Origin of the sequence: Limnohabitans sp. (assembly GCF_044373035.1) — a bacterium.
Classification (GTDB): Bacteria; Pseudomonadota; Gammaproteobacteria; order Burkholderiales; family Burkholderiaceae_C; genus Limnohabitans_A.
Genome location: NZ_JBILQU010000170.1, coordinates 1 through 3,857 on the forward strand (window position 1 = coordinate 1; position 3,857 = coordinate 3,857).

2 protein-coding genes are annotated in these 3,857 nt (G+C 60.0%); both read right to left on the reverse strand.

The window, feature by feature from the left end; all coding sequences use genetic code 11:
* Positions 1–67: 67 nt before the first annotated feature.
* Entirely contained in the window at positions 68–2,992 is a 2,925-nt protein-coding gene (locus tag ACIQ47_RS15180; protein WP_396438883.1) for an SNF2-related protein, read from the reverse strand.
* Positions 2,993–3,221: 229 nt separating this feature from the next.
* A partial coding sequence (locus ACIQ47_RS15185; RefSeq protein WP_396438884.1) for a GNAT family N-acetyltransferase occupies positions 3,222–3,857 on the reverse strand: 636 nt, incomplete at its 5' end.

A 3,857-nucleotide genomic window follows, 5' to 3' on the forward strand; every position in this document is an offset into this window, starting at 1 on the left:
TTGAATTCGACGGTTTCGGATTCGCCTTGGGGCCATGCCCCGCTGTCGTCATCGGGTGCGCTTGGGGTCATTGCACCTCCCAAAGCAGGGTGAACAGGTGTTCGGCATGCACCTTTTGGGCCATGCGTTGCATGAGCTGTTCGACCAGCTTTTCGCGCTTGTCCTGGATGTCGTCGGTGACCTGAAAAATCTCTTGCCGCTGTTTGCGTTGCTGGCGTTCGAGCTTGGCGATGCGTTCTTGAATGGCGTGTTGCTCGGCCAGCGTGGTGGCGTGGCGGGCTTCGCGTTGGGCCACTTTGATTTGTTCTTTGGTGTTTTTCAGGGCTTGCTCGGCGGCCAGTTCCATGTCGTCCGCCCAGCGGTCGAGCTTGTCGCGGGCGTCCATAAAGTGAGCGTTGTTGGTTTCCAGTGCGTGGGCAACCGTGGCATCCGCGTGCCGCTTGGCCTCTGCCTGCAGGCGCTGCCCAGTGGCTGGCGGGAGCTGCACCGCATCAGGCGCAATGCTCGCAGCGGTGCCCATCAGCTTTTCGCAGGTTTCCTGGTCCAGGCTCTTGCCTTGGTCGGTCATGGCAGAGAACAGCAGGTAGTCCTGCTTTTCGAAGCTGTCCACCGTGAGCTTTTGCAGCGCGAGTACGCCCGACTGGCCACGCAACTGCTCCACCACGGTGATGCGGGCTTCGTTCTTTTGGGTGTCAAACACCAGGCGCTGCAGGGGCGTATCAGCAGACTGCGCGTTTTGAATCACCCATTCGCCTAAGGGGTGTGACAGCCGGTAGGTGTGCCCGTCCAGGCTGGGATCATTGACCGCCAATGAATTGGGATCGACAGGCTGGGTGCGCGAAATCAGGTGATAACGCCCCGTGGGCACTTCACTTGGCAGCTCGGCAGGTCGGGGTGGCTTGAGATCAAAGCTCAAGCGCTCGTTGTCAAACCAGACTTTGCCTTTGAGCACATGCTGCGACAAGTCCCAAAAACGACGGCTGAACCGGTCCAGGTGCGCCCGAGTGTCTTGCAGCTGAATGCGCAAACGGTCATGCACATCGGCGTCGAAGTTCTCCATCAACTGGCGACGGGTGTCTTGCATGCGCGCTTGAATGGATGCGTCCATCTCCGCTCTCAGGGCATTAAAAGCGGCGTCGATTTGTGCGGGGGTGCGGCAGGTCTGGTAAATCCCCAAGATCCGCCTTTCAAAGTCCACACCCGACTCGATGGTGCCCAGCACTTCGTCTGACGCGCCAAAAACGCCGTTGAACAGGCTGAATTTGTCGGCCAGCAGCTCCAGCACGCGCAGGTCGGCATGGTTGCGCTCATTAAAGAAGTTGATGACGACCACGTCGTGCTTTTGGCCGTAACGGTGGCAGCGGCCAATGCGTTGCTCCACGCGCTGGGGGTTCCAGGGCAGGTCGTAGTTGATGACCAGCGAGCAGAACTGCATGTTCACGCCCTCGGCGGCGGCTTCGGTGGCGATCAGGATGTCGGCTTCGTCGCGAAAGTGCTCGATCAGCGCGGTGCGGATGTCGATGTCGCGTGAGCCGGTGAGGCGTCCCGTGCCCTGATTGGCGGAGACCCATCGGTCGTAGATGTTGCTGGCCTCGGGGCTGCTGTTCGTTCCGCTGAACAGCACCACTTTGCCCGCGTGGCCGTTTTGCTCCAGAAAGCGTTTGAGGTAGTCCTGCGTGCGTTTGGATTCGGTGAAGATGAGGGCTTTGCGGGGCGCACCCCCGTTCGGTACATCGGCCATGGCCTTGAAGCCAACGTCCAGCGCTTGCAGCAGAGCGGTCGTCTTGGTGTCGGTGCCTATGCCTTGCGCCCACGCTATCAGGCGGTCGAGTTCATCGATTTCGTCATTCAGGCGTTTGCGGTCGAGTTTGGCCGGGTCAATGGGTTCGGCTTGCTCTTCTTCGCCTTCATTCAAGATTTCGTCGAGCAGGTCTTCCGCAATCTCTTCGTCCTCAATCAATATCTCAACCCAGTCGTCTTGTGCTGGGATTTTTTCTTCGCGCAGGGCCTGCAACCGCAGCTTCATCACCGACAAGGTGCCCGCAATGGCCAAAGAGCTGGACGCCAACAGTTTTCGCAAAATCAGCTCGGTCAAGTGCCTCTGGCGGCGCGGAATGGCATAGCTGTCGTCATGCAGCAAATAAGCGGTCACCGCTTCATACAGCCTGTGCTCGTCGTCGGTGGACCGGAACTTTTGCGTGTGGGGCTTGCGTTCGGTGTAGTTGATGTACTCGGTCACGTCTTTGCGGAGCGTGCGTTTGCAAAAGCTGGCCAATCGGTTGCGCAGGCCTTGCAGGTCGCCACCCACGCCGGTGAACTGGCTGCGGAAGGCATTCACATCCCCAAAGATGTTTTCATCGATCAGGGTGGACAGGCCGTACAGCTCAAGGATGGAGTTTTGCAAGGGCGTTGCCGTCAGCAACAACTTGCGGCTGTCACCGGTGGCCCAGCGGATGGCTTGGCCAATTTTGTTGCTCTCGCGGTAGGCGTTGCGAAGTTTGTGGGCTTCGTCGATGACGACCAAGTCCCAGGCCATGGACCGCACTTCTTCTTTGATGCGGGTGGCGTAGGCATACGACACGATGAGAACGGCTTTTTGGCGCAGGGGGGCCAAGCCTTGGCGCTGGGCTTCGCGCCAGGTTTTGGAGTCCAGCACCACGGCGGGCAGGTTGAACTTTTCTTTCAGCTCCAGCGCCCATTGCTTGCGCAGCGATGCGGGGCAGATGACCAGCAGTTGCCGTTTGCGCTCGGCCCAGTATTGGCACAGCACGATGCCCGCCTCGATGGTTTTGCCCAAGCCCACTTCGTCGGCCAACAGCACGCCTTTGCTCAAAGGCGACTGGAGCGCAAACACCGCCGCCTCGATCTGGTGCGGGTTCAGGTCCACGCTGGCGTTGAACAGGGCCTGACTCAAGCGGTCGATGCCGCCACCTGCGTGCTGCAGGGTCAGGTCGTGCGCGATGTATTTGGCTTGGTGGGGGGTGAGAAGCATGTCACGGCTATTCGCCAGAAGAATGGAACCAAAGGTCCGTATCCTAATGTTTGAATGCGCGTTATCTTACAGATGTGCATATTTCTTTGTTAGAAATAGCACGGCGGCAAAGTCGCCAGGGCTCAGGCGGGTGAGGGTGTGCACTTGGGCCAGCTCGGCGGGGCTGGGTTTGGGCAGGTGGCGTTGTACCGAGGGAACTGTCGGTCAGGTCCACATGAATCCGGTAGCTTCAAGGCGGCGGGAGTTTCTTCAGCGGCGAGTGCTGGTTGAGCGCTTCGAGGTAGTTCTCCACCCCCGCTTTTTCCCGCTCCAGAAATCGGGCCACCGCCTCAGAAAACGCCGGGTGCGCCAGCCAGTGGGCGCTGTGGGTGGGGGTGGGCAGCAGGGCGCGGGCCATTTTGTGTTCGCCTTGTGCGCCGCCTTCAAAGCGTTTCAGGCCGTGCTGGATGCACCATTCGATGGGCTGGTAATAGCAAGCTTCAAAGTGCAGGCAGTCCACCCGCGCCAGCGCGCCCCAATAGCGGCCATAGGCCACTTCGGGCTGGCCTTGGGCGTCCAGGTGCAGGCCGATCAGGCTGATGCCAATCGGCTGGCCCGCGTGTTCGGCCACAAACAAAAGCCAGTTGGGGGCCATGTCGGTGCGCATGGCTTCGAAGAACGCCGGGGTCAAATACGGCGCATTGCCGTGTTCCCAATAGGTTTGCTGGTAGCAGCGCAGCAGGACGGCCCAGTCGCCTTCCGTCATGTCGGGGCCGCGCACGGCGCGAAATGTCACGCCCGCCTCCTGCACTTTGCGGCGCTCTTGCCGGATTTTTTTGCGCTTTTCTTGGGTCAGGCTGGCCAAAAAGTCATCGAAGTCGCGCCA